The organism is Rugosimonospora acidiphila (assembly GCF_039543385.1).
Lineage (GTDB): Bacteria > Actinomycetota > Actinomycetes > Mycobacteriales > Micromonosporaceae > Rugosimonospora > Rugosimonospora acidiphila.
Map to the genome: position 1 here is coordinate 168,514 of NZ_BAABJQ010000010.1, position 24,417 is coordinate 192,930.

The 24,417-nt window shown below is 69.5% G+C and carries 26 protein-coding genes; 15 read left to right on the top strand and 11 right to left on the bottom strand.

Annotation, left to right across the window (positions count from 1 at the left end; all coding sequences use genetic code 11):
* Window positions 1-61: 61 nt before the first annotated feature.
* Together ABEA87_RS18935 and ABEA87_RS18940 are read left to right on the top strand one after the other, a co-directional pair.
* Window positions 62-2,158 (top strand): glycosyl hydrolase family 18 protein, encoded by a 2,097-nt coding sequence (locus tag ABEA87_RS18935; RefSeq protein ID WP_345631275.1) that lies wholly within the window; start codon window positions 62-64, stop codon window positions 2,156-2,158.
* A gap of 94 nt (window positions 2,159-2,252) precedes the next feature.
* Window positions 2,253-3,848: a carbohydrate binding domain-containing protein gene (locus tag ABEA87_RS18940; RefSeq protein ID WP_345631277.1), complete on the top strand. Its 1,596-nt coding sequence runs from the start codon at window positions 2,253-2,255 to the stop codon at window positions 3,846-3,848.
* A gap of 353 nt (window positions 3,849-4,201) precedes the next feature.
* Here ABEA87_RS18940 and ABEA87_RS18945 read toward each other — a convergent pair whose 3' ends face one another.
* Complete coding sequence (locus ABEA87_RS18945) at window positions 4,202-4,633, bottom strand: SsgA family sporulation/cell division regulator (RefSeq protein WP_345631278.1); 432 nt, start codon at window positions 4,631-4,633, stop codon at window positions 4,202-4,204.
* Between the two features lie 1,111 nt (window positions 4,634-5,744).
* Between ABEA87_RS18945 and ABEA87_RS18950 the strand changes: the two genes are divergently transcribed.
* The 5 genes from ABEA87_RS18950 (at window position 5,745) to ABEA87_RS18970 (ending at window position 9,073) form a co-directional block, all read left to right on the top strand.
* Entirely contained in the window at window positions 5,745-5,951 is a 207-nt protein-coding gene (locus ABEA87_RS18950; protein WP_345631280.1) for a hypothetical protein, read from the top strand.
* A 14-nt stretch (window positions 5,952-5,965) separates the two neighbouring features.
* Window positions 5,966-6,601 carry a DsbA family oxidoreductase gene (locus ABEA87_RS18955; RefSeq protein ID WP_345631281.1) on the top strand — a complete coding sequence of 212 codons (636 nt, stop codon included), beginning with the start codon at window positions 5,966-5,968 and terminating at the stop codon, window positions 6,599-6,601.
* A 143-nt stretch (window positions 6,602-6,744) separates the two neighbouring features.
* On the top strand, window positions 6,745-7,176 hold the full coding sequence (locus tag ABEA87_RS18960; protein WP_345631283.1) for a PPOX class F420-dependent oxidoreductase: 432 nt from the start codon (window positions 6,745-6,747) through the stop codon (window positions 7,174-7,176).
* A gap of 182 nt (window positions 7,177-7,358) precedes the next feature.
* Window positions 7,359-7,865 carry a SigE family RNA polymerase sigma factor gene (locus tag ABEA87_RS18965; protein WP_345631285.1) on the top strand — a complete coding sequence of 169 codons (507 nt, stop codon included), beginning with the start codon at window positions 7,359-7,361 and terminating at the stop codon, window positions 7,863-7,865.
* Window positions 7,862-9,073 carry an LCP family protein gene (locus ABEA87_RS18970; protein ID WP_345631287.1) on the top strand — a complete coding sequence of 404 codons (1,212 nt, stop codon included), beginning with the start codon at window positions 7,862-7,864 and terminating at the stop codon, window positions 9,071-9,073. Before ABEA87_RS18965 ends, ABEA87_RS18970 begins: the two co-directional genes overlap by 4 nt.
* A gap of 66 nt (window positions 9,074-9,139) precedes the next feature.
* Here the strand turns inward: ABEA87_RS18970 and ABEA87_RS18975 are convergent, their stop codons facing one another.
* Entirely contained in the window at window positions 9,140-10,333 is a 1,194-nt protein-coding gene (locus tag ABEA87_RS18975; RefSeq protein ID WP_345631288.1) for an acyltransferase family protein, read from the bottom strand.
* Between the two features lie 314 nt (window positions 10,334-10,647).
* On the opposite strand from ABEA87_RS18975, the gene ABEA87_RS18980 reads away from it, so the two are divergent.
* The 3 genes from ABEA87_RS18980 to ABEA87_RS18990 are packed head-to-tail and all read left to right on the top strand — an operon-like array spanning window position 10,648 to window position 13,223.
* On the top strand, window positions 10,648-11,964 hold the full coding sequence (locus ABEA87_RS18980; RefSeq protein WP_345631290.1) for a sensor histidine kinase: 1,317 nt from the start codon (window positions 10,648-10,650) through the stop codon (window positions 11,962-11,964).
* The gene (locus ABEA87_RS18985) at window positions 11,949-12,602 is read left to right on the top strand and encodes a response regulator transcription factor (RefSeq protein ID WP_345631292.1); all 654 of its coding nucleotides are present in this window, start codon (window positions 11,949-11,951) and stop codon (window positions 12,600-12,602) included. Before ABEA87_RS18980 ends, ABEA87_RS18985 begins: the two co-directional genes overlap by 16 nt.
* Before the next feature lie 33 nt (window positions 12,603-12,635).
* Window positions 12,636-13,223, top strand: coding sequence for a DinB family protein (locus tag ABEA87_RS18990; RefSeq protein WP_345631293.1), 588 nt, complete (start codon window positions 12,636-12,638; stop codon window positions 13,221-13,223).
* A 134-nt stretch (window positions 13,224-13,357) separates the two neighbouring features.
* Here the strand turns inward: ABEA87_RS18990 and ABEA87_RS18995 are convergent, their stop codons facing one another.
* The 3 genes from ABEA87_RS18995 to ABEA87_RS19005 are packed head-to-tail and all read right to left on the bottom strand — an operon-like array spanning window position 13,358 to window position 14,419.
* Window positions 13,358-13,783 (bottom strand): SHOCT-like domain-containing protein, encoded by a 426-nt coding sequence (locus ABEA87_RS18995; protein WP_345631295.1) that lies wholly within the window; start codon window positions 13,781-13,783, stop codon window positions 13,358-13,360.
* Window positions 13,784-13,799: 16 nt separating this feature from the next.
* Window positions 13,800-14,060 (bottom strand): hypothetical protein, encoded by a 261-nt coding sequence (locus tag ABEA87_RS19000; protein WP_345631296.1) that lies wholly within the window; start codon window positions 14,058-14,060, stop codon window positions 13,800-13,802.
* On the bottom strand, window positions 14,057-14,419 hold the full coding sequence (locus ABEA87_RS19005) for a DUF2089 domain-containing protein (RefSeq protein ID WP_345631298.1): 363 nt from the start codon (window positions 14,417-14,419) through the stop codon (window positions 14,057-14,059). The genes ABEA87_RS19000 and ABEA87_RS19005 overlap by 4 nt, the downstream gene beginning before the upstream one ends.
* 305 nt (window positions 14,420-14,724) lie before the next feature.
* Here ABEA87_RS19005 and ABEA87_RS19010 point away from each other — a divergent pair, with 305 nt between their 5' ends.
* Window positions 14,725-15,102, top strand: a complete 378-nt coding sequence (locus tag ABEA87_RS19010) for a TSCPD domain-containing protein (protein WP_459112887.1) — start codon at window positions 14,725-14,727, stop codon at window positions 15,100-15,102.
* Between the two features lie 240 nt (window positions 15,103-15,342).
* Here the strand turns inward: ABEA87_RS19010 and ABEA87_RS19015 are convergent, their stop codons facing one another.
* The 3 genes from ABEA87_RS19015 to ABEA87_RS19025 form a co-directional block, all read right to left on the bottom strand.
* Window positions 15,343-16,134, bottom strand: a complete 792-nt coding sequence (locus ABEA87_RS19015) for an SAM-dependent methyltransferase (RefSeq protein WP_345631301.1) — start codon at window positions 16,132-16,134, stop codon at window positions 15,343-15,345.
* A 67-nt stretch (window positions 16,135-16,201) separates the two neighbouring features.
* Window positions 16,202-16,537, bottom strand: coding sequence for an antibiotic biosynthesis monooxygenase family protein (locus ABEA87_RS19020; RefSeq protein WP_345631303.1), 336 nt, complete (start codon window positions 16,535-16,537; stop codon window positions 16,202-16,204).
* Entirely contained in the window at window positions 16,534-17,115 is a 582-nt protein-coding gene (locus ABEA87_RS19025) for a TetR family transcriptional regulator (RefSeq protein WP_345631306.1), read from the bottom strand. The genes ABEA87_RS19020 and ABEA87_RS19025 overlap by 4 nt, the downstream gene beginning before the upstream one ends.
* Window positions 17,116-17,233: 118 nt before the next feature.
* Here ABEA87_RS19025 and ABEA87_RS19030 point away from each other — a divergent pair, with 118 nt between their 5' ends.
* The 4 genes from ABEA87_RS19030 (at window position 17,234) to ABEA87_RS19045 (ending at window position 22,314) form a co-directional block, all read left to right on the top strand.
* The gene (locus ABEA87_RS19030; RefSeq protein WP_345631308.1) at window positions 17,234-18,145 is read left to right on the top strand and encodes an SDR family oxidoreductase; all 912 of its coding nucleotides are present in this window, start codon (window positions 17,234-17,236) and stop codon (window positions 18,143-18,145) included.
* A 261-nt stretch (window positions 18,146-18,406) separates the two neighbouring features.
* Window positions 18,407-19,135, top strand: coding sequence for a TetR/AcrR family transcriptional regulator (locus ABEA87_RS19035; protein ID WP_345631310.1), 729 nt, complete (start codon window positions 18,407-18,409; stop codon window positions 19,133-19,135).
* Window positions 19,136-19,504: 369 nt separating this feature from the next.
* Window positions 19,505-20,455, top strand: coding sequence for an alpha/beta hydrolase (locus tag ABEA87_RS19040; RefSeq protein WP_345631312.1), 951 nt, complete (start codon window positions 19,505-19,507; stop codon window positions 20,453-20,455).
* Between the two features lie 407 nt (window positions 20,456-20,862).
* Complete coding sequence (locus tag ABEA87_RS19045; RefSeq protein WP_345631314.1) at window positions 20,863-22,314, top strand: amidase; 1,452 nt, start codon at window positions 20,863-20,865, stop codon at window positions 22,312-22,314.
* Window positions 22,315-22,593: 279 nt separating this feature from the next.
* On the opposite strand, the gene ABEA87_RS19050 is transcribed toward ABEA87_RS19045, so the two are convergent.
* The 3 genes from ABEA87_RS19050 to ABEA87_RS19060 form a co-directional block, all read right to left on the bottom strand.
* Entirely contained in the window at window positions 22,594-22,800 is a 207-nt protein-coding gene (locus ABEA87_RS19050; RefSeq protein ID WP_345631316.1) for a hypothetical protein, read from the bottom strand.
* A gap of 26 nt (window positions 22,801-22,826) precedes the next feature.
* Window positions 22,827-23,468: a hypothetical protein gene (locus ABEA87_RS19055; protein WP_345631317.1), complete on the bottom strand. Its 642-nt coding sequence runs from the start codon at window positions 23,466-23,468 to the stop codon at window positions 22,827-22,829.
* Between the two features lie 133 nt (window positions 23,469-23,601).
* Window positions 23,602-24,105 carry a hypothetical protein gene (locus ABEA87_RS19060; RefSeq protein ID WP_345631318.1) on the bottom strand — a complete coding sequence of 168 codons (504 nt, stop codon included), beginning with the start codon at window positions 24,103-24,105 and terminating at the stop codon, window positions 23,602-23,604.
* Between the last annotated feature and the right edge of the window lie 312 nt (window positions 24,106-24,417).

Genomic DNA, 24,417 nt, shown 5'->3' on the forward strand with positions numbered 1-24,417 from the left:
GCGGCGCCCGGCCCGTCCCGCACGCGGCGCGAGCCGGCGCTCCGATGGGGAGGGGACAGCGGTGAGAGCAGCGATTCGCCCGGAATGGGGCCGGCAGCGGGACCGGGGCTCCGGCGCGCCGCGGGCCGCGTCGAGAAGGGCACCCGCGGCCGCGCTGGTCTGCGCGCTCGTCGCCGTGGCCGCGGCGGTGGTGCCGGCCCTGCTCACGGGCAACTCCGTGGCACAGGCGGCGACCAGCGGCGGCCTGAAGATCGCGTACTACGACCAGTGGTCCATCTACCAGAACGCCTACTACCTCAAGAACGTCGACACCAGCGGGGTGGCCGGCAAGCTCGACTACATGATCTACGACTTCGAGAACATCGACCCGGCCAACCTCACCTGCTTCGAGACGACCAAGGCGACCGATCCCGACCCGGGCGGGGAGAACGATCCCAACGCCGGTGACGGGGCCGAGGACCAGTTTGCCGACTACCAGAAGACCTTCGACGCCAGCACCAGCGTCAGCGGCGTGGCCGACGCGTTCGGCCAGCCGATCGCCGGAAACTTCAACCAGCTCAAGGAGCTCAAGGCCAAGCACCCGAACCTCAAGGTGCTGCTGTCCATCGGCGGCTGGACCTACTCCAAGTACTTCTCCGACGTGGCCAAGACCGCGGCCAGCCGGCAGAAGTTCGTCAGCTCCTGCATCGACATGTTCATCGCCGGCAACATCCCGGCCTCCGGCGGCTATGGCGGTCCGGGGACCGCCGCCGGCATCTTCGACGGCATCGACATCGACTGGGAGTACCCCGGCTCGCCCGGTGGGCACCTCGGCAACCACGTCGACCCGACCAACGACCCGGCGAACCTCACCGCGCTGCTGGCCGAGTTCCGCAGCGAACTGGACGCCTACGGTTCCGCGCACGGCGGTAAGCACTACGCGCTGACCGCCGCCCTGCCCTCCGGCCAGGACAAGATCAAGTACATCCAGACCAACCGGATCGGGCAGTACCTCGACTTCGGCGACATCATGACCTACGACATGCACGGCGGCTTCGAGCCGACCGGCCCGACCAACTTCCAGGACCCGACGTTCACCTCGCCCAACGACCCGATGACTCCGGTCGCGCCGGGCACCGGGAAATACAGCATCGACGAGGCGATGAAGGCGTGGACCGTCGGGGCACCCGCGTACGGCATACCCGGCGGCTTCCCGGCCAGCAAGGCCACCATCGGGTTCCCGTTCTACTACCGCGGCTGGACCGGGGTCCCGGCGGGCAGCAACCACGGCCTCTACCAGCAGGCCGCCGGCCCGTCACAGGGCTTCACGCTGTCGGGCAACGTTCCGGGTGTGGCGATGTACAAGGAGATCACCAACATCGTCGCCAACGCCTCGGACACCTTCTACGATCCGCTGACCCAGGCCGCCTGGTTCTACGACGGGAACACGCTCTACGTCGGCGACTCCCCGCAGTCCATCAAGGCCAAGGCGGATTACCTGCACTGCAACGGGTACGGCGGGGCGATGATGTTCTCCCTGTACGACCTCGACCCGGCGGCCACCCTCTTCAACGACGTGGTCAACGACGTCAACGGCAGCACCACCACCTGCGTCACGCCGAGCGGCAGCAGCCGGCCCAGCAGCTCGCCGACCGCTAGCCACCCGGCCAGCCCCAGCCCCAGCCCGAGCAGGACGACCTCGCCCACCCCCTCGCACACGCCGTCGGCCTCGCCGACGCCGTCGCACACGCCGTCACCGACTCCGACCCCGACCGGGGGCGGCAGCGGCGCGGTGGTCAACGGCGGCTTCGAGACCGGGGCGCTGTCCCCGTGGACGGGAGCCAACTGCAGCGTGGTGGCCAGCCCGGTGCACGCCGGAACCCATGCCCTGGCGGGCGCCGTGGGCAACTCCGACACCGCGCAGTGCGCGCAGACCATCGCCGTGTCGCCCAACCACACGTACACGTTGTCCGGCTGGGTGAACGGCTCGTATGTCTACATCGGAGTGACGGGTACCGGAACCTCCGACCCGAGCACCTGGACGCCCGGTACGGCCGGGGCGTACTCGAAGCTGTCGGTCGGGTTCACCACCGGCGCCTCGACCACCTCGGTCACCATCTGGGTACACGGCTGGTACGCGCAGGGCGCCTACCACGCCGACGACTTCTCGGTGAGCTGATCGGCGGAGAAGACGGCGCGGTGAGGCGGGTCGCCCCGCCCCACCGCGCCGGGACAGTTGCCCGGTGCGCGGACCCCTGAAGGGCAGACCATTGATGCGCAGACCATTAGCACGCCAACCACTGGCACCCCAACCACGGGTGCGCGGGCGCGGGCGCACCGCACTGTGCGCCGCCGTCGCCACCGTGGCCGCCGCCGGAATCGGCGTGGCGGCGGTGAGCGTGGCGATCCCCGCGGCCTCGGCCGCCACCAACACCATCACCAATCCCGGCTTCGAGACCGGCAGCCTCAGCGGCTGGTCGTGCGACGCCGCCGACTCGGCCGTCACCGGGCACGCGCACACCGGCAGCTACGCCCTGGCCGGGGCCGCCACCGCCACCAGCACGGCGCAGTGCGCGCAGACCGTCACGGTGGCCGCCAACACCACCTACACCCTCACCGCGCATGTCAGCGGGGCCTACGTCTACCTCGGCACCACCGGCGCCGCCACCGCGACCACCTGGACGCCGAGTACCGGCGGCGGGTACACCCAGCTGAGCACCACCTTCACCACCAACGGCACCACCACCCTCACCGTCTACCTGCACGGCTGGTACGCCCAGGGCACCTACTACGCCGACGACGTCACCATGAACGGGCCGGGCGGCCCCACCCCCAGCCCGACGCCGACCACCCACGGGCCGACGCCGCCGCCCACCAGCGCACCGCCGACCAGCGCACCGCCCACGACCACACCGCCGACCAGCCCGCCGCCGAGCAATCCGCCGCCGAGCAATGGCAGCTACCGGAACCCGATCTACTTCATGCCGCTGGACAACAACCCGCAGAACATCACCGACGCGATCAACGCCTCGGGCGTCCGCGACTACAACCTGGCCTTCGTGCTGGACTCCGGCGGATGCACCCCGGCGTGGGACGGGGACAGCGCGCACACCGTCGCCTCGGACGGCACCGTCACCGGCGTGGTCAACGCGGTACGCGCCAGGGGCGGCGACGTGGCGGTGTCCTTCGGCGGGTACAACGGCAACGAACTGGGCGCCTCCTGCGGCAGCGCGGCCGGCCTCGCCGCGGCGTACCAGTCGGTGATCAACAAGTACGGCCTGACTCGGATCGACCTCGACTACGAGGGCGACGATCTGGACACCAACACGGCCGTGCGGTTCGGCGCCATCAAGATCCTGGAGAGCAACGCCCGCGCCTCCGGCCGGACCCTGCACGTGTCGCTGACCGTGCCGATGACCACGGTGGGCTTCCCCGGCACCGGTACCGACGAGATCCGCGCGGCCATCTCGGCCGGCGCGGCATTCGACATCGTCAACATCATGGCCTTCGATTACGGTCTGACCAATGCCGGTGACCAGGTGACCAGCGTCGAGTTGGTGACCGCCGCGGCCCAGTCACAGCTCAAGAGCCTGTACGGCTGGGACGACGCCACCGCGTGGAGCCACCTGGGTCTACAGATCATGAACGGTCACACCGACCAACCCTCGGAACTGTTCTCGCTGGCCAGCTTCCAGTCCCTGCTCAACTACGCGCGGTCCAAGCACGTCGGCTGGTTGTCCTACTGGTCGCTGAACCGCGATCGGGCGTGTGACCCCAGCGTGCCGCACAACTGGGCGGACGGGTCATGCAGTAGCGTTTCACAAAGCCCGTATGACTTCTCGAAGATCATCGCTCAGTACAACGGGTAGGCCAACCCCGTTGCCACCGCTCGATGATCGAGGGCCGGCAGCCGCATCCCACACGGCTGCCGGCCCACCCTCAACTCCCACCTCGCCGGCGCGGCAACCACCCCGGCGCCCGCCGGACCACGCCTGCCGCATCGCGCCCGCCGAACCGCATCCGCCGAACCGCGCCCGCCAGCAGCGGCGGGGGATCGGCCGTGGCGGGCCGGACCCGTTGCCGGTTGCCCCGGCCGGTGACCGGCGACGGTACGCCAACGACGAGTCGGCGCCTGGATAGCGCCGACCCGTCGTGACACCAACTTCCGGTTGGGGTGCTCGGCTTCGCCGGAACCCGGCCCGGTCGCGAGCCCTGAGGTCGCCTAGCGACCGGCGAGCAGCCGGGAGACGGCCGCGTCCAGGTCGAGGTATTCGGTCTCCCGCCCGCGGGGAACCACCACATAGGTACGGCGCAGGAAACGCACCAGTACGCTGCGCGGCACCTCGAACAGCGCGTTGCCGTCCGGTGAGGACAGGGCGAGCGCGATGAAGTCGCCACGCGGCGTGGCCCACGGCCAGACCCGTACATCGCCGATCCCGGCCGGTTCGTCGAGCCCGCTCACCAGCAGTTCCCGGGCGAAGGACCAGCTGACGGCCTCGCCCCCGGCGGACTCCGCGTGGAAAAGCACATGCACCGCGTATGGGTCGGCCGGGTCGTACCGCAGGCTGGCCCGCACCGGTAAGGCGGTGGCATCCGGCGCGACCAGCCGTAGTGACGTCTCGACCTCAACGGTCGTGGGACGAATGGCACTCATGAACTACTCCCCCCGACACCATCGCGGGGCCGCTCGCTGTGCCCCGCCCCTCCCATACTCAAGGCGATACCTCTCGTCACGCTCCGCCATGGCTCTATCTCACTCTGTAGTGGGATGACAAAGCAGAAGACTCAGGCGATTGAGTGGAAATTTAATGAGATGTCCACTTCCGCTTTTGTGCCCTGATTTGCCTGGCGTCGGATTTTACTTTTCTGCCGATGACTCACTCCGGTAACGTGCGTTGGTCCGTTCAGGTGACGGTGTAAGCCTTTTGGGCGCGGAACGTCTTTGCGGGCGACCTGGAGACGGTGCGAAGGCTCGGCCGTTCGGGTCAACTGCGGCCTGCGGAAGGCTGAGATTCGGACGGATCGCCGCGGCCGGGGCGGCGTGCGAGCTACGGCGACGCGACCGGGGTCGAAGAGTCCCGAGTCGTTGCCATCGTTGAGGAGCCGGGCCCGGCGGAGGTGCCGTCGACCGTGGCCGCCGGGGCCCGCGCGCGCGACGAGTCGGCGGTGTGGCGCCCGGCGGACGGGTCGGGCAGCCCTCGCCGTCGCCGACCGGGATCGCGTGGCCGGCGACCCTGGGCCGACGGGTCGTTCTGGTGGATCGCGATAAATTCGCACCATTACCGGTTGGCCACTTTCGGATGGCAAGAAATGCTTTTGAGTCGGGTACGGCGCCGGAGTCGGGTTCCTGGCCGGGGTGGGCCCGTTGTACTCGGCGAAGCCCCGGTGGGTCGGCACCGGGTCGCCTTCGGATCGGGGCAAGCCCCGACAACATTATTTAATAGGGCAACTGACCCTATTCGGACAGATCGAGCGATTCGCCCCTGGCTGGCACCCGTTCGGGCCGCCTGCGGCCCCCGGCTGCGTCCCTCGCGTATCCGCCCCGCGTCCCTGCCCCGCGCCTCGGTAGGCGTGCCCTGGCCGGCGCGTCTCGGCGGGCCACGCCCTGGGCGGGGGTGCCCCGGTGGGCCACGCGGGGTGGGGAAGCGCTGGCGTGGGGCCACGCGCCCGCCCGTGTGCCGGCCGACACCGCAGGGCGTCCTTCCGGCCGCGATCATGCTGACGGAAGATGGGGGTACTGACCAGTAATCGTTAGGGGAGTCTCGATGAGTCTGTCCACGCGGAACGGGGAGGCGCGCACCTCCGGCGCCGAGTCGCCCGACGCGGCCCCGTTGGAAGCCTCTGCCGAGGCTGGCCCCGCGGCCGACGGATCGCGGGCGGCGGCGCCGGTGGCACCGATGCCGGCGGTGCCCGGCCTGGTGGTGCTGGCCGGGGATGACGCCCCGATGTGCTCGGACGGGGTATGCCTGTGAGCGAGGAGAAGTCGTTGAAGGTCGAAGTATGGTCCGACATCGTGTGCCCGTGGTGCTACATCGGCAAGCGCCGGCTGGAGAACGCGCTCGCGGGGTTCGAGCACGCCGGTGAGGTCGAGGTGGAGTGGCGCAGCTTCCAGCTCGACCCCGAGTACCCCAGGGGCGCCGGCCGGCCGGTGTACTCGCACCTGGCCGAGAAGACCGGTGGCTCGGTGGAGCAGGTCCGCGCGATGACCGACCGGGTGAAGGCGCTGGCCGCCGAGGAGGGGCTGGCCTACGACTTCGAGCGGTCGATCGTCGTCAACACCTTTGACGCGCACCGGCTCACCCACTTGGCCAAGGCGCACGGGCTCGGCGGGCAGCTGCACGAGCGGCTGATGCGCGCCAACCTGATCGAGGGGGAGCGGGTCGACGACGCCGACACGCTCGTACGGCTGGCCGAAGAGGTCGGCGTACCGGCCGCCGAGGCGCACCGGGTGCTGGCCGGCGACGAGTACGCGAAGGATGTCGAGGCGGACATCCGCGAGGCTCACCTGCTCGGCGCGAACGGTGTGCCATTCTTCGTGCTCGATCGCAAGTACGGCGTCGCCGGCGCGCAGCCCGTCGAGGCGTTCGAGACCGCGCTGCGCACCGCATACCAGGCGGCGTAGGGGCTACCGCTGTCCCGGGGCGTGGCGGTTACCGCCGCGCCCCGGTCCGCGTCCGGCGCCACCGCCGGTGCGACACGTCCCGAATTCCTTGAATCGGTCCGGTCGGCTCCGTATAGTCGCCCGAGCGACGAGGAGGTGTGTCGATGTCTTTCACCGACGAAGAGATCGCCTACCTGCGGTCGCAGCCGCTCGCCCGGGTCGCGACGGTCTCCGGCGACGGGCAGCCCGACGTGGTGCCGCTCGCCTTCGAGTTCGACAACGGCTTCTTCTGGGTCGGTGGCACCGGTGCGGCCGTCGTCAACACCCGCAAGTTCCGCAACCTCCGAGCCGGGAACGGCAAGGTCTGCCTGGTCATCGATGATCTGGTGTCCATGGACCCGTTCGTGGCGCGGTGCATCCGGATCTACGGCCGCGCGGAGCTTCCGGTCGAGCGGGTCGGCATGGTCGGCCCGGGCGTCTATACGCGGATCACGCCGACCGTCTCGTGGAGCTGGAACCTGGCGGGCGAGCCCGCCGGACAGACGTGGTACGAGCCGAGGCGAGCCATTCACCGGTTCCCGGCCGCGGGCGTGTAGCCCGGCTCCCGCCGCTCCTCCCCGCACCCTCGCCTGCCGCGATCGACGCGCTCAGCGGTCGGTCGCGCCCCTCGTGCCCGCTCGTCGGCGGGCCACCCACCGTCGCGGGTTCGGGATGATCGCGGTCAACCATCCGGCGCGCTGGCGGCGTATTCCAGGCGAGGCTACCTGAGGAGGACCACGTGACCGATCGGCCGGAGTATGACCGTTTCGTTGCAGAACGTTCGCCCCGGCTCCTGCGCGTCGCCTACCTGATGACCAGAGACTGGGGTGCCGCCGAGGACCTACTGCAATCAGCGCTGATCAAGGTGTGGTTCGCCTGGTCGCGGGTGCGCGGCGACCCGGAGGCCTACGTCCGGCGGATCATCGTCACCACTCACATCTCGTTCCGCCGGCGCCGCTCGTCCGGGGAGATCCCCTGGCCCGATCCCGACTCGGGGCGCGGGTACCTGCCCGATCCGGCCGCCGAGCACGCCGAGCGGGACGCGGTGTGGCAGGTGCTCGGCCGGCTGCCGGCGCGGCAGCGCGCAATCTTGGTGCTGCGTTACTTCGAGGATCTGACCGAGGCACAGACCGCCGAGGTCCTGGGTATCTCGGTCGGCACCGTCAAGACCCACGCCAGCCGCGCCCTGGCGAAGCTGCGCGACATTACCGAACTGCGTGCCCACGCGGAGGAGTTGACCCGATGACCGACTTCGAGGAGCGGTTCCGCCACCTGCTACGCGACCTCAGCAAGGATGCTCCGGCGTCGGGCGACCGCGCGACGCTGCTGCACCGCAAGATCACGCGGCGGCGACGCTTCCGCACCGTCGGCCTCGCCGGCGCGCTCGTTCTCGTGCTGGCCGGCGCGGGGGCCGGCCTGGTGACGCTGAGGCCAGCGGCGCATCGCACGCTCGGCACGGCCGGTGCCGTATCCGCCACTCCGTCGCACGCGGCGCTGACCGGCCCGGAGAACATCCTGCTGGCCGGGGAGGACCCGTACGGGACCAGCGCCGACGGCGGCGCGGACGCGATCATGATCCTGCACCTCTCGGCGGACCACCGTACCGGATATCTGATCTCGATCCCGCGCGACACCGGCGTGCGGATCCCCGCCTACAACAACGGCGCGCAGTCATACCCGGGCGGCGAGGCCAAGCTCAACATGGCCTACGGATACGGCGCTCGTGGGCTCACCGGTACGGCCGCGCGCCGGCACGGACTCGACCTGCTCAGCAAGACCGTCACCGCGCTGTCGGGCATCACCTTCAACGCCACGGCCAGCGCCAACCTCGCCGGAGTCGAGCAGGTCATCGACGCCATCGGCGGCATCAACCTGTACGTCGACGAAAAGACCATCTCCACCGACCTCGGGTACGACAGGTCCGGGAACGAGGCCGTGCCGTTCAAGCGCGACGGCAGCAGCCCGCCGATGGGGGCGGTACCCGGGGTGACCCCGGTCGTTTACAACGTGGGCAACCAGCACCTGACCGGTGCGCAGGCGATCGACTACATCCGGCAGCGGGACCTGCTGGCTAACGGTGACGGCGACTACGGCCGCCAGCGCCACCAGAATCAGCTCCTCGTCGCCGTGTACCGCCAGGTGCTCAGCGCCGGTACCCTCGCCGACCCGCACCGGCTCGGCGACCTACTGTCCACAGTGGATAAGGCGCTGATCATCGACAGCGGCGGCGCGTCGCTGACGGACTGGTTCTCGAGCGTCCGCGGCCTGCCCGGCGACGGCCTGATCGGGATCGCGATGAACGGCGGCCAGTACGTGACCGCGCAGCAGCCGGGGCTCGGTGAGGTGCAGACGCTCAACGACACCAGCCGGCAACTGCTCGACGCGGTACGCGCCGACACCGTGAGCCAGTTCGTGGCGGCGCACCCGGACTGGATGGACACGCCCACCAAGTGAACGACGGCGGGTGGCGCCGACGCCAGTGCGTCGCCGTCACCCGCAGTCCGACCGCCCCCGCGGTCGTCAGACCACCGCCCGGACGACGCGGATCCGGCGCAGGAGCCAGGCGACGGCCCAGCACAGCGGGGCGGAGATGGCGAACAGGATCGCGGCCTTCACGGCGGACGGCGCCGCAAGGGGGCGCAGGGCGACGGCCACGGCGACGAGTACGGCCGGGTGCGTGACGTAGACCGCCATTGACTGGTTGGCGAGCAGGCGGGTGAGCCGACCGGCGGGGCGCGCGAACACCGTCCGGAAGAGCAGGACGAGCAGGATGGTGGAGCCGATCGCGAACAGCGTCTGGCCCACCGCGGTCGCGACACCGGTGGAAAGCTGGGCGAGGCCGACGGGCTGGCCGACCACCGGCGCGTAGAGCACGACCCCGAACAGCGCCGCCAGCCCCGCCGGGATCGCGTACCAGCGCGAGAGCCGGTCCAGCCAACCCCTCCGGGAGGCGGCCACGCCCGCGACGAAGAACAGCAGGTACTGGGGCAGGTAGTCCGGTGAGGGCAGCCCGACGCCCGGCCAGTACGAGCCACTCGGGGTGAGCCAGTGCCAGGCGAGGGTGGCCGCCGCCAGCACACCGGCGAACGCGAGGAGCATCCACGGCCGCGGGGCGCGCACCGGGACCCCCTCCGGTGCGGTGTCGCCGTGGCGGCCAACGCGCGTGCGGGCCAGGCGGCCGAGGCACAGCCGGATGAGGACGTACCCGAGGGTGAAGGCGAGCAGTACCTCGAGGAACCAGGTCACGCCCGGGTCGCCCCCGAAGGCCAGGTACCGGGCGATCGAGAATGAGTGGCCGTTGGCGGCGGCGCGGCGGTTCAGGTAGATCGCCGCGTAGATCAGGCAGAGCGGCCGGATGACCACGACATACGCGACGATCGGCACGCCGAGCCGGAGGAGCCGATCGCGGGTGAACCGGCCAAGTCCCTTGCGATCCGCGGATCGCGGCACGAACAGTCCGGACAGCAGGAAGAACAACCCCATGAAGTAGGTCTGGTTCACGGTCAGGAACACGGTGAGCCCGAATGCGCTCGCGTCCCGCCCGGGCTCGGGAACGTACCAGTCGGAAATCGTCGCGTACGTGTCGGCGGCATGATGAGCGACCACGAGGACGGTCAGCCAGATCCGCAGGCGGTCGATCCAGTCCACCCGGGAGCCCGTCCGCTTGGGCGTCGGACGGACGAGCGGGGCGGCGAGGGCGTCGGCGAGGGCCACGATTGGTCCTTTCGTTCGTTCGGCGATCGTGGCTTCGACGCTAGAAACGGATCCCGCTCGGCGGCATGGGTGTGGCCGCCCGAGCGGGTGGGGCTAGGCCCACGATCCCCGGGGCTCAGCGGGATACCAGGCGCGGGCCGACCGACCGTAGCTTCGCAAGCGTAGGCAGGGCGAAACGCGGATCGCCCGCTGAGCTGGAGGAGGAGCGGATTTCCATGGTCGATGAGAGGGCGCCGGCCCAGCGGCCGTCGGCGCGAACAATTCCGTCCGGACCCGGCTGGCACAATGACAGTCGTGATGGAAGGGTCGCAGGCGTGAAGCCTCCCGCGGGAGGCCGGATCCGGCGCTGGCTGTCCGGGATCGGGCCTGGGCTCTACCGCTCAGCGTTGGTCACCGGCGTCACCGGCGCGGTACCGGCGGTGGCCGTGGCCGGCGGGCTCGGGTTCGCCCAGGTGGCGCCCTCCTTCGCGGGGCCGGACGCGCCCGGAATCCTCCAGGCGCTGGCTGATTTCGGATCCGCACTGCTGGTGGCGGTGTGGACCGCCGTGCCCGTCCTGTTCGTCCTTTTGTTTGCCGGCCCCGGGCTCGACCGGGCCGCGTGCCGGCTCGCGGAACGCTGGCTCGGCGTGCGGATTGAGCCGGCCGACCCTCCCGTCCGACCGATCACCCGCATGGCCACCGGCTACTGGTGGGACGGCCGCCAGTATCACCGGTCCGAGCGGGACGCACGCCACCACGTCGAGATGGATGCCCGATTCGCGCAGCTGCGCCGTGACCTGCCCTGGATAGCGATCGCCGGCGTGACCGCGCTGCCGGTCGCGGTTCTGCCGTGGTGCGCGATCGCCGTCGGCGGGTACCTGGTCGTGACGCCGGGACTTCTCGGGTACGGCATCGCCGCGATCGCCGTCGGCCTGGCCGGCGCCCCGTTCGCGTGGCGGGTCTTCGGGCCGGTGGCCCTCCATTTCCTCGGGGCGAGCCCGCGATCGCGGCTCGGCAGGCGAGTGCGGGAACTGGAGGCCATTCGGGCGGACCTGACCCAGACGCAGGCGGCCGAACTGGAGCGCATCGAGCGTGGCCTGCACGACGGGGCGCAGGCCCGGCTGGTGGCCATGGGCATGTCGGTGCAGGCCGCCGAACGACTCGTCGATGCCGATCCCACCACGGCGAAGGCGATCCTGGCCGAGGCCCGGGCCTCGTCGGTCGCCGCGCTCGCCGAGCTGCGAGCGTTGGTCCGTGGCATCAATCCGCCCGTGCTGTCCGAGCGCGGCCTGGTGGACGCCGTCCGGGCCCTGGCGCTCGACGCTTCCGTCGAGGTCGCCGTGCACAGCACGGTGCCCTCCCGACCCGAACGCCCGGTTGAGGCCGCGGTCTACTTCGCCGTCGCGGAGTTGCTGGCGAATGTGGCCAAGCACGCCCATGCCACCCACGTGACGGTGGAGCTCGGCTACGCCGCGCGGACGCTGTCCGCGACCGTGACCGACGACGGGGTCGGCGGGGCCACCGCGTCGGCGGGCTCCGGGCTGAGCGGCATCGAGCGAAGGATGTCGGCCTTCGGTGGCCGCTTGGAAATCGAGAGTCCGGCCGGAGGCCCGACCCGTATCACTGTGGCGGTGTCATGCGAATTGTCATAGCCGAGGACCTGTTCCTGCTGCGCGATGGGCTGGTCCGCCTCGCCGAGGCGTACGGGCACTCCGTGGTGGCGACGGCCGACACGGGTCCCGGCACGCTCGACGCGCTGCTGCGCACCCGGCCCGATGCGGCGATCGTGGATGTCCGGTTGCCGCCGACGTTCTCCGACGAGGGGCTGCAGGCCGCGCTCGCCGCCCGCCGCGAGGTGCCGGGGCTGCCCGTACTCATCCTCTCGCAGCACGTGGAACAGCTCTACGCCCGCGAACTGCTCGCCGATGGGCAGGGCGGCGTCGGGTACCAGCTCAAGGATCGCGTCCTGGACGCCGACCAGTTCATGGACGCGCTCGACCGCGTCGCCACCGGCGGTACGGCGCTCGATCCGGAGGTGGTCGCGAAGCTGATCGGTCGGCCCAGACACGCCGATCCGCTCGCCCCGCTCACCGAACGGGAACGCTCGGTGCTCGCGCTGATGGCGGAGGGCCTTTCCAACGCGGCGATCGCGGGCCAGCTCTTCCTCAGCGAGGGAGCCATCAGCAAGTACACGACCACCATCTTCGCCAAGCTCGGCCTGGCCGCAGACGACGACACCAACCGCCGGGTCCGGGCCGTGCTCACCTATCTCGGCGCGGTCGCGGGTTGAGCCCGCCGGCCGGCGCATGGCACGCTCGTGCGCGTGATCGATGATTTCGCGAAGGAGTACCTGCACACCGATCTGCGGGAGATCCGCGAGGCCGTGGTCTGGAAGCTCGACGGTCTCTCCGAATACGACATCCGCCGCCCCCTGACCTCGACCGGAACCAACCTTCTCGGTCTCGTCAAGCACCTGTCGCTCTGGGAGTCCAGGTACTTCGGCGAGGTCTTCGACCGACCGTTCCCCGAGCCCTCGCCCCGGTGGAACGACGCGGGGGAGCGCGGTGCCGACCTGTGGGCGACCGAGCACGAGACGCGCGAGGAAATCATCGACCGGTACCGCCGCGTGTGGTCGCATTCGGACGCGACGATCACCGCCCTCACCATCGACTCCCCGGGCCACGTGCCGTGGTGGCCACGTCCCGACGTGAAGCTGTTCAACATCCTGGTCCACATGCTCACCGAGACCGGCCGGCACGCCGGGCACGCCGACATCCTGCGCGAACAGCTCGACGGCTCGACGGGAATGGCGGCCGGCTCGGCAAGCGGGCAACGCGACGCGGCCTTCTTGGAGGCTCAGCGCGCGAGGATTGAGCGGGCCGCAGAAGCGGCCGCCTCGGCCGGCGCCTGACAGTCAGGACGGCGGTCGGGTTCGCCGCCGGGTCGAGAGCGTCGGCGGAGGTGGTGCGCCGGGCCGCCCGCGCGGCGGGGCCGAACGGCCGCCCGACCCCGTGGTCCGGGCGGCCATCCGGCTTCGTGGCGGTGTTACTCGCAGAAGACCTGCACCTTGCTGTCGGCGTCGTCGACGTCGACGGTGAGCTCATCGAGGTGCTCGATGAGCTCCTCGAGTTGCTGCGGCTTGAGCTGGGTCAGGTCGATCGGTACCCCTGACTTGTCCAGCTCCGCGTTGAGCTTGGTGAGCGCCTGCGGAGGGACCAGGCTCGTGAGCCGGACCCCGGCGCGCAGCAGTTGCAGCGGGACCCGCACGTTGACCCGGCTTGCCGCCTCGCCGCCAGAGTTGTCCTCCACCAACACGCGCAGGTACTTGGGCCGGGCCTTCGGGCGGAGCGCGGCTCCCGGCGGCGGCTCGGGCTGCTCTCGTTCGAGGGCGTCGATCAGCCGCTCGGCTTCGTCAGCGGTGATCTTGCCCTCGGCCAGCATCTCCAGGATCTGGCGGCGCTGCTCGTTCATTGTTCCTCCCCGTGACTCATCTGACGCTTACCAGCACGGCCGTTCGGCCGTCCTGAATTTCGAACCGGGCGCCGGGCAGCGCCCACAGCAGTCGCCCGGCGCCGCGTAGCGCGCCCACCGGATCCACCCCGGTGACGAGGCATGCCACCAATCCACCCAGCACGGCGAGCACCAGCAGCGGTGACAGCACCAGCAGTACCGGCAGGACGGGGACGGGCAGCCACAGCCGGCGGCCGTTGAGACGCCGATAACGCACCGTCACCAGTTGCGGGATCATCGGGACTTCTCCAGTTCGGCCAGCGCCTCCTGGACGCTGAGTTCCCCCCGCCGCAGGCGGTCGACCACGTCGGCGCCGGTGGGCGCCGGGTCGGTGTCGACGAAGTCGAGTTGCTCGGCGATCCGGTTCAGCCGGGATTTGATCGTCGGGTAGCTCACCCCGAAGATCCGCTCCATCTCCTTGATCGAACCGTGCGATCGCACGAACGCGGCAACGAACACCTGGTCGTCGACGCTGAGTTGAGCCAGCTGCGGCGGTTCGAACTGACCCTCGACCGCCACGCCGCTGCCGGCGAGGCGCACCCGCTCGATCACGAACGGCTGTCCGCGAGTCAGGTCCGTCAGCTCCTGCCAGTCCACCTTGGGGCTCCCTTACTCTCGGCGGCCCGCCTACACATTCATTTTTAGCTTGATTTTCTTAAGGCGTCAACGTGCATACCTTCATTTTCTTAATTTGATCTTTGACTTCCCGAACTAGAGGGCCCCTGACCAGGGGTGCCCGGTCGCCCGAGTCCGGCCACCGGCGCGAGCGGGAGATCCGGATACTCGAACTCGTCCGGCGGCTCGTCGCGTCGGCTTGGCCCCGCACCGATGGTCTAGGCTGTCGGCGCTGATTGCTCGGCCGGCGCCGGCCAGCTACCACGGATGATGATGGGGGCACCGTGATGACACCAGCCGTTCCTTCCTCGCAGCCCGGCCGCGCCTTCCCTCGCCAGCTGCCACGAACTCGCCGGTCCGACACCCTCGCGTTCCGCGTCGGCGACACCGAGGCGACGTTGACCACCGACGCCTACCCGAGCGGTGAGCTGGGACAGATTTTCCTCCGCCTCGACCGGCACGGATCGACCATGGCCGGGGTGACCGACGCGTTCTCGATCGCGGCGTCGCTGGCCCTGCAGCACGGCGCCGATCTGGACGTTCTCGCCGAGGAGTTGCGGGGCATGCGGTTCGAGCCGGCGGGAGCGACTGACGACGCCCAGATCCCGTCGGCGACCTCGGTCATGGATTATCTGGCCCGTCGTCTGGCCGCCGACTTCAGCTGAGCTTCCGGGCTCCGGTGGCGGACCCGCCCGCGATTAGCGCCGCACATTGCCGCGGCAGGCGGCGATCACCGGCGGTGTCCGCCGCGCTCCGACTGCGATCTGCTTGTCCCCCTTGCGAGCTACCCGCGAGTGTCCACTGTGCGGTGACGATTTCGCGCTGCCGGATCCATACCGTGTCGGGGCAGCCGCGGCGCCTCGGCCGTGGATTCTCGCAAGGGACTTACCGTGGCCCCTGCCCGGTCAGGGCCTGCGTCCAAGCCCGCCGAGGAACGCCGCTCGGATCCGTCCCGGTTCTTCGAGAGGGTCGGGATGCCAATCCGGCACGCCGACCACGCCGGGCTCGACGAGGTCGTACCCCTTGAAGAAGGCGGTGACCTGGGCACGGGTGCGTAACGCGCCCGGCATGCTGGTGTGCTGGTAGTGCCGCACCGCCTCGCCCACCGCGGGATCGTCCTCGGCGGTACCGTGCGAAATGGCCAGCCAGCTACCCGCCACGGTGCGCTCCCGGTAATCCACGACAAGCTGGCCCGCCACGGCGTCGTCGGCGAGAAAGTGCAGCACTGCGAACGCCAGGACGGCGACCGGTTCGGCGAAGTCCAACAGTTGGCCGGCGCGGGCGATCACGGTGTCCACGTCGCGGATGTCCTGCTCCACCACGGCGGTGCCGGGCACCCCGGCAAGGACGCGTCGGCTGTAGGTGGCCGCGATCGGCTCGTTGTCCACGTAGACGACCCGAGCCTCGGGCGCGTACCGGTGGGCGATCTCGTGGACCGGGCCGACCGTGGGCACGCCGGCGCCCAGGTCGAGAAACTGACGCACGCCCAGCCCGGCCAGGTGGTGCACCACGCGGCGCAGGAACGCGCGGTTCGCTTGGGTCTGCTGCCGGCCCTGTGGGTTGGTGCGCAGCACCTGATCCACCGCGGCGCGGTCGGCCGCGAAGTTCGCACCGCCGCCGAGGAGGTAGTCGTACATGCGGGCCGGATTGGGTGTGGTGGTGTCCAGATCGTTCCACTTGGATTCGTCTGGGCTCATGACCCGTAGCGTAGCGGCGCGGAGCGGCGCGCTCTCGCCTTCGATCCGTTCGGACCGGAGCCCAGAGTCAGGGGCGGGTGGGGTCGGAGCCGCCGGCGGGGACGTATGACCAGACCTCGCTGTGTACCCCGACCGGTGGCGGGGCCGCCTCGCCCGCGCGTTCGGCGGCCGAGCGGTGACCGTGCGCGAACGCGGGCGAACTGACCCACGCCTGGAACGCCTCTTCGTCGCGCCAGCGGGTGATCACGAGCCACGTGGTCCGCTCGTCGTTCGGGCGGAGCAGTTCGAAGCCTTCGAATCCGTCCTGGTCATCGACGGCGCCGGCCCGCGCGGCGAAGCGGCGCGCCAGCTCGTCGCCGCTGTCGGCCGGTACCGTGATGGCATTGATCTTGACAATGGTCATGATGCTATTGTCTCCGACCCGCCCGACGTGACCGCAGCCAGCTCGGACGCCAGCTCCGCGATCAGGTCGCTGAGGGAGGCGTCGAGACCGGGCGCGACCCAGCGGGCGAACGCCGCCCGGAAGACCGTGACGCCCGACTCGGTGGCGAGGGTGGCCGTGGTCTCCCCGACGCCCTTGGCGCGCAGGGCGGCGGCCACCGCCACCGCCAGTGAGCCCAGCTTGCGCAGCTCGCGCTCCTGTAGCTCGGGACTGCTCTCGATGATCGACTGGCGCATCCGAACCAGTTCGAGGCGATCAGCGAAGATCTCGTCCGCCACCCGGCGGAATCCGGCGACAACCGCCTCGAAGGGCGCCGTGTCCGTCTCGGCGACCGCCTTGACCAGGATCTCCTCCAGTAGCGTGCCACCGCTGAAAAGCGCCTCGCGCTTGTCCCCGAACAGCCGGTAGAACGTGCGTTTGTCGAGGCCGGCGCGGGCCGCGATGTCGGTGACCGTGGTCTGCTCGAAGCCGCGCTCGCGGAACAGCTCCAACGCGGCCGCCTCCAGGCGGCCGCGCGCGTCCGGTTGCCAGCGGGCCATGCCGGCCATGGTATCCGATGTCACACCGTGACATCTTTGCACGAGCATGTCGCATGGTGACATCATGAGTGTACGGTGATGTCGCAAGATGACATCGACCCCTGGGAAAGGAACCACCATGCGGGTATTCGTCACCGGCGCCTCCGGCCACCTCGGCTCCGCGATCCTGCCGGAACTGCTCTCCGCTGGACACCAGGTCGTCGGCCTGGCCCGCTCCGACGCGTCGGCCGCCGCGATCGAGAAGCTCGGCGCCGACGTGTGCCGCGGCGACCTGTCCGACCTCGACGTGCTGCGGGAGCAGGCGGCCGCCTCCGACGGCGTCATCCACCTCGCGTTCCGTCACGACCTCATGCTGAGCGGCGACCTCGCCGGCGCCGCCGAGGTCGACCTGGCCGCCCTCAAGGCACTGGCCGACGGTCTGGACGGCTCCGGCAAACCGCTGGTCGGTACGAGCGGGACGGCCATGCTCGTCGTCGGGGGCATCGTCGGCCGCCCCGGTACCGAACGGGACGTGTTCCCGGGCGGCGGCTACCGGATCGACGGCGAGAACTTCGTGGCCTACCTCGCCTCGCGCGGCGTACGCTCTTCGATCGTCCGGCTCGCGCCCACGGTGCACAGCTCGCTTGACCACCACGGCTTCATCACGGCCATCATTGCCGCCGCCCGGCACGGCGGGTACGCCGCATACGTCGGCGAGGGCGCCAACCGGTGGCCGGCCGTGCACACGCTCGACGCGGCCAACCTCTACCGGCTAGCCCTCGAAAAGGCGCCGGGCGGCTCGCGCTTGCACGCTGTCGCCGACCAGGGCGTCCCGTTCGCCGAGATCGCCGCCGCCGTCGGCCGCAACCTGGGCATCCCGGTCCGGAGCATCGGCACCGAGGAGGCGACCGACTACTTCGGCTTCCTCGGACCGTTCGCGCAGCTGGACAACCCGACGTCGGCCGCGATCACCCGCGAACTGCTCGGCTGGACCCCGACCCGCCCTGGCCTCATCGCCGACCTCGACGAGGGCCACTACTTCCAGGCGTGAGAATCACATCGTCGCACCCGTCGGCGATGTATCTGTCCAATGAGGACACTTGTCGCGGGACGCGTACTCGGTTTTCCATGGCAGGCACCCCTCGGAGACGTCGCCTCGCACCGCAGATCCCTTGCTGGTGCCCGACTGGCCCGATCGTCTACCACGCGGAAGAACGCGTCAGAGCCCTCAGGAAGTCGATCGTCTAATGTAGATATAGAACGATCCGGAAATTCCTTGACGCGTCGTTACTCGCCTGAGTAATTTTTACCCATGCGAGTCACGACGTCGCCGACAGTCGACAGTCAAAGCTCCGCCAGCGCTACCCGCCGCGCGCAGATCGTCGAGTCCGCGATCGAGTGCATCGCCGAACTGGGCTATGCGCACGCCTCGTTTGCCCAGATCGCCAAGCGGGCGGGGATCAGCAGCACCCGCCTGATCTCGTACCACTTCGCCGGCAAGGAAGACCTGATCCGGGCGGTGGTGCAGGAGGCGCTCCGGGCCGCCGCCGCGTACATGCACCCCCGCCTGCAGGGTCAGGCCAGCCCGTCGGCGACGCTGGCCACCTACATCACCTCGAACCTGGAGTTCATCGGCACCCATCCGGCGCACATCCGGGCCGTGGTGGAGATAGCTTCCAACGCCCGCCCGGCGCCCGGCACGCCGATCATCGACATGTCCGGGCCCGGATCACCGCTGGCCCTGCTGGAGCAGCTGTTCCGGCGGGGCCAGGAGGCGGGCGAGTTCCGTGCCTTCGATCCCCGCGTCATGGCCGTGACCCTTCGCGCGGCCATCGACACCGCCGTCACCGAGCTGGCCGCTAACCCGGGCCTGGACCTGGACGGATACGCCCGCGAACTGGTTGCCCTGTTCGACCTGGCCACTCGAAAGGACCCAAGGCGGCGATGCTCGCCCAGGACTGCCACGCCCCCGAACCGGCAGCGCCGCCGCCCCGACCCACCAAAGGGCACTGGTGGGCGACCGCCACCGGCCGAGCGCTGAGCCGTGATCGGCTCCCTGCTCACCGACCTGGTCTTGCCGTGAGCGTTGCTGGCCTCGGCGGCGGCACCGGTCGGCGTGGTGATGTACCGCGTCGTCCCGCGCAGCCAGGTCGAGTTCTTCACACTGCTCAGCTTCACGTCGAGGCGGTGGACCTGGTGCTGCCGGCCCTGACCGGCAACCCCGCGCCCTGCTCATCCGTGACGCCTGGACCGGAATGGTCGGCGGCCTGGCCGGAGTGTGAGTGTCCGGCTCGCTCATCCGCCGACGGCCGGTCCTGATGGTTGTGCTCCGCTCCTTCGTGCTCAGCAAGTCCGGCCCCGACGGCCTGCACGCCTGACCACCCGCCACCCTGGCGAAAGGAAACCCATCATGCCTCGCACCACCCGCCGCACCATGCTCCGCACCGCCGCGCAGGGTGCGCTGGTCGGCGCGGCTGCCATCGGCGTGGCCGCCACACCCGCCCACGCCTCCGGCCGCCCCAGCCCTACCTTCGTGTTCGTTCACGGCGCCAACAGCAGTGGCGGGCTGTGGACTCCCGTCATCGTGGAGCTGGCGGCGCTCGGGTACCGCGCCGTCGCCGTCGATCTGCCGGGCCACGGTCTCCAGGCCAGCATTCCAGTGTCCTACCAGGCACCGCAGGACCTGGACGCCTTCGCCACCGAGCCGTCCAACATGGCCGCGGTCACCCTGGACAGCACGGTGAGCTTCCTGACCGACGTGGTGCGCCGAGTGGCCGCGCACGGGCCGGTCATCCTGGTCGGTCAGAGCCTGGGCGGCCTCAGCATCACCGGAGTGGCCAACCGCGTGCCCCACCTGGTCTCACGGCTCGTTTATATCTCGGCCTTCTGCTGCGTCGAGCTGCCCACCGTGTACGACTACTACGTGACTCCGGAGGGCCTTCCGAGCGCCGTGCTCACGATCCCCAAGGTCGGCGATCCCGCTCAGACCGGAGCGTTGCGTACCAACTGGCGCTCGGCCGACCCGACGTTCCTCGAAGAGGTGCGGACCGCGTTCCTGGCCGACGGGACCGAGGAGCAGCTTCGCGCGATCATCGCCGGTTGCCAGCCCGACGAGTCCGCGCTGATGTCCTTCACCGACGCGCGCATCGACCCGACGACGTGGGGACGGGTGCCGCACACCTTCGTCCGGCTCACCGATGACCAGGCGATCCCGTTGCCCCTGCAGGACAAGATGATCGCGGAGGCGGACGCGGCCACGCCGCACAACAAGTTCGACCTGCACACCCTGACCTCCAGCCACCTCGGCTACCTGACCCGACCGCAGACCATGTCCACCATCCTGGCCGGCCTGGCGCACTAGCGCCCAGCCGTTCTTAAGGGAAGGGACAGCGGCACGAGCGTCGTGCCGCTGTCCCGTAGCCCTTTACGATCCGGTCGATTTCGCCGCGGGACTCGTAGCACGTCCGGACGTTGAGAAGTATGACGCCAATTGCCCGTCGACAAACGATGTGTTGGACAAGGCCCGATGGGCGATGGGACATCAACGGTCAGCGGACAAGAATTGAGACATCCATCCTGTTGTACGATGCGGCATTTCATGGCCTCTGCGGTGGAGTTGGCGCACCCGTCGACGCTGTGACCTGCGGTGGGCCGCCTTCGGTGGTAGAACGAGTGCGCGACTTCGTCGGTGAGGGTGGCCCGTTCAGCCTCCCCGTTGCGCGAGCCGGAATTTCGTGTCCTCTTTGGCAGGCCGATAGCTTCGGATTCATGGAGTGGAACTTTCAGACGGCCGAAGAGCTTGTTGCCGCGTTGCGCGCTGGTGCGGTGACATCGGTGGAACTGACCGATGAGGCGATCGCCTGTATCGAGTGCGACGACGAGGTGATCAACGCGATCTGCGTGCCGGACTTCGACCGTGCGCGGGCCAACGCACACCGTGCCGACCAGGCACGCGCCCGCGGCGAGGATGGGCCGTTGCTCGGTGTTCCGGTGACGGTCAAGGAGTCGTACAACATCGCCGGGCTGCCCACGACCTGGGGCATGCCGCCGCACCGGAACTATATGCCGGCCGAGGACGCGGTACAGGTGTCGCGACTCAAGGCCGCGGGCGCGGTGATCCTCGGTAAGACCAATGTGCCGTTGGGGCTGCAGGATATAGAGAGCTTCAACGAGGTCTACGGCACCACCAACAACCCGTGGGATCACGGTCGCACGTCGGGCGGATCCTCTGGGGGGTCAGCGGCGGCCCTGGCGGCCGGATTCGGCGCCCTGTCCATCGGCTCCGACATCGCCGGCTCGCTGCGCACCCCCGCGCATTTCTGCGGCGTCTATGCGCACAAGCCGACCCTCGGGCTGGCGGCCATCCGCGGAATGGTCCCGCCGCCCGAGCCGGCATTGCCGGCCGACCTCGACCTCGCCGTCGTCGGTCCGATGGCTCGCACCGCCCGCGACCTCACGCTCCTGCTCGACGTCATGGCCGGACCGGACCCGCTGACGCTCGGCGTCGCGTACGAGTTGACGCTGCCGCCCGCGCGCCACGAGCAGCTTCGCGACTTCCGGGTGCTGGTCCTCGACGAGCATCCGCTCATTCCGACCGGCTCCGCCGTGCGAACGGGCGTGAACCGGATGGCCGAGGCGCTCGCCAGCGGCGGAGCCCGCGTTGAACGGCACAGCCCGCTGCTGCCCGACCTGACCGAGGCCGCGACGCTCTACATGCAATTGCTGATCTCGGGCTCCGTCGCGCGTTTTCCCATCGAATCGCACGAGCAGTTGCGGACCCGCGCCGCCGGACTGAGCGCGGACGACCAGAGTCTTGACGCCGTGCGACGCCGCGCCATGGTGTTCAGCCACCGCGACTGGATTGAGGCGAACAACCGCCGGGAACTCCACCGCCACGGCTGGCGGCAGCTGTTCGCCGAGTTCGACGCCGTGGTGTGCCCGATCACGCCCACTCCCGCGTTTCCGCACGACCACAACCGCAATCCGTTGGAACGGCGCATCGACGTTGACGGCGTCGGGTACCCGTACTTCGACCAGCTCGTCTGGGCCGGCCTGGCCACCATGCCCGGCCTGCCCGCCACCGCCATACCCGCGGGCCGGTCCCCCGAGGGGCTGCCGGTCGGAGTGCAGCTCATCGGCCCGATGTTCGAGGACCGCACCCCGCTGCGGCTGGCCGAACTGCTCGAACAGAAGACCGGCGGCTTCCAGGCACCGAAGTAGGGCGCACTGGCCAGCTGACCGGGACGCGGCAGGGACAGGCGTTGTCGAGAACTCCGATCCATGCCGACGCGCGCTTGTCGGCATGTCCGGGCACCGGCCCAGCCCGATCCGTCGTGAGACCGGCAGCGCGCGGACGCGGTAGATCAGCGCACGCTGAAGCGGTTGGCCTGCCTGCATATGACGGAGTGCGTGCAAGACCGGCGGGCCGCAGGAAGGCGTTCTGCCGCTGTCGCCCTGCATTCCGGGTGTGACGGCGCGGGCCGGCGGTCGAACAGGCGGTCATCCCAGGTTCGGCGTGTACCGGTACTGGATTGGTTGGAGGCGGATCGGCTCCGGTTTCCAATCCTCGTCGCGCCACAGCCGGCCGCCCGTGACCCGCCAGGATCCGTTCCGATCGAAGGTCACCTTAAGATCGTGGACGATCGCGAGCATGGTGCGTACTCCGCCATTCAGGGCCGACTCCACCTCGCCTGCGGTGACGAACACGTCTCCTAGACCATTTTGAGTACCCTTCACCTCGACACGAGATACGGATCACTTTCGGGACCGATCTCGTAGTCATACGGGCTGTTCGTCGACGTGTCGTGGATGTCATCGACCGCCCAGCCGTCCCGGACCAGACAGGCGTGGACCATGCCCATTGCGGCGGCTTCGATCTTGCCTCGAAGTATCGCATCCTGCAATTGCCGCTGCCCGGCTGCGGCGCTGTTGCCTGACGAGCCGATCCGCAACACGTCAATCGTTCTCCAGCCGTGCCGCAGAAGGTCGTGCTCTCCGCGGATCCGGGGTTGCATGATTTCGCGGACGAGTCGGTAGGTCCAGCCGAGGACATATCGGCGGCCTCGGGTGAGTCGATCAGTGAACGGATCCGCGCGGAACTGATCCTCCGCCACGCCGGCCCGCGTGGCGAGCGGCTCAAGGAGTCGCCAGGCGGCATCAACGTCGTCGCAGCGATCGCGAGCGACAGATACGACCTCGACCTCCCACGTGAGCATTCCGGAGCCCGGTTTGCCGGAGACCATGATCACGTGGTCGCCGGACTCGAGATCCGTGTATGGCTGAAGCTGGCTCTCCCACACATGCCACTCGAGACACACTTCGTTGGCCAGCATCTCGGTGTCGGGAAGAATCTGTTTCTTCAGGCGGACTGGCATAGCTTGGTGAGCCTCCGGAGTGACGACCAATGGGGAAGGTCGGGAGGGTACTGGTCGACGCCGGGTCCCGTCTTGTGTCTCTTGTCGAGGCAGGCCGTCACGCCTCGTGACATGCCCCGGCCCGGACCCTTGGCTACTGGCTGAGGAAGGGGTTCGACGCCTGAGGATTGGGCACGCCAGATCGGTCGGTCCGCGTTAGCTGCTGTCCGGCCGGTGTCTCGACGATCACCAGCCCTTCGTCCCGATGATCCCAGCCGCGGTCGGTGTAGTTCCAGACCGTCCGGTCAGCCAGCAACTCTGGCAAGCGCTCCCGAGAGATGACCTCGTAGCTGCCGTCAGTGCGATCTGGACTCAGACGGCGTACCTCGATCAGCCCCTGATCAACGAGAGCAATCAACACGGGGCCGAGTTCGGGCGCGCGTTCCAACCTGTCGGCGAACTCGAGATCCGTACGCCAGTCGTAGATCGCACCAGGTAACAGGTCGTGTTCACGGGCGTTCACCATCAGGCACTGCTCGTCATGGCTCAGCTCATCCCACGTCCGCATGATCAGATACTGGCACGAGCCAAACGTCCTGCACGACTGCGGTGTGCCGGGCGCCCAAGGATGGACCTCGAGCGACTCGCGCACCGTCACTTTGGAAGATTGATGATCTCGGGGGCCGCACGCTCGGCGCGCCCGGTCACGGCGGGTGCGTTAGTGCCCGCTCGTGACGGCGAGCGGCACCGGTTACTGGCCCGCTCGCTCTTGAAGCGTGCCCCACAGTCGAGGCGATAGGCGGAGTCTCCTGGGGCCGGCAGCCGTCTCGGGGCGGAGCCCCGGCTACCGCAGTGCCAGGAGAGATCGGGATTGCGGCTCTGCCCGGTCCCAGGTGCTGATGAATCCGGACCGGGGAACGCTCGGTCGGAGCCACGTGCCTACCGGTGGCGCCCATGGCGGCGGAGCGCC